Raw genomic sequence first — 673 nt, forward strand, 5'->3', positions numbered from 1 at the left:
TTCCACATTGGTTGCGGGGGCAGGATTTGAACCTGCGGCCTTCGGGTTATGAGCCCGACGAGCTACCGAGCTGCTCCACCCCGCGTCAGTATTGTATTATATGGTGGAGGCTGAGGGGATCGAACCCCCGACCCTCTGCTTGTAAGGCAGATGCTCTCCCAGCTGAGCTAAGCCTCCAAAACAAAACCGAATTTTATCTTAACAGAATACATAAAATTACGCAAGTAGTAAAGAAAGTGGTGACCCGTAGGGGATTCGAACCCCTGTTACCTCCGTGAAAGGGAGGTGTCTTAACCCCTTGACCAACGGGCCATATAATATGGCGGAGAGAGAGGGATTCGAACCCTCGAGACGCTTTTGGCGCCTACACGATTTCCAATCGTGCTCCTTCGACCAACTCGGACACCTCTCCAAATGGCTCCCCGAACAGGACTCGAACCTGTGACAACTCGATTAACAGTCGAGTGCTCTACCAACTGAGCTATCAGGGAATATACTTTCAGATGTTTGATCACCTGAAAACTAGATACGAAACGAATGTGTGTGTTTAGAAATCTTCTCCGTAGCATCCCTTCCGATCCATAAATCTTCCGGGCCCCGCCAAAGTATTCGGAATCCGCTGCGAAGCGCTTCTTCACTTTGGTGGGATATTTAGGATAAGCCCTCGACCGAT

The 673-nt window shown here is 50.2% G+C and carries 5 tRNA genes; all 5 read right to left on the reverse strand.

The features are described from left to right. Nucleotides 1-8: 8 nt before the first annotated feature. Nucleotides 9-85, reverse strand: a tRNA-Met gene (locus HII30_RS21345). Between the two features lie 16 nt (nt 86-101). Then, a tRNA-Val gene (locus tag HII30_RS21350) sits at nt 102-177 on the reverse strand. Nucleotides 178-237: 60 nt separating this feature from the next. Beyond that, nucleotides 238-312: transfer RNA gene (locus tag HII30_RS21355), tRNA-Glu, on the reverse strand. 8 nt (nt 313-320) lie between these two features. Beyond that, nucleotides 321-412: transfer RNA gene (locus HII30_RS21360), tRNA-Ser, on the reverse strand. A gap of 3 nt (nt 413-415) precedes the next feature. After that, nucleotides 416-491: transfer RNA gene (locus tag HII30_RS21365), tRNA-Asn, on the reverse strand. Between the last annotated feature and the right edge of the window lie 182 nt (nt 492-673).

The organism is Paenibacillus lemnae, from assembly GCF_012933385.1.
GTDB classification, from domain to species: domain Bacteria; phylum Bacillota; class Bacilli; order Paenibacillales; family Paenibacillaceae; genus Paenibacillus_AQ; species Paenibacillus_AQ lemnae.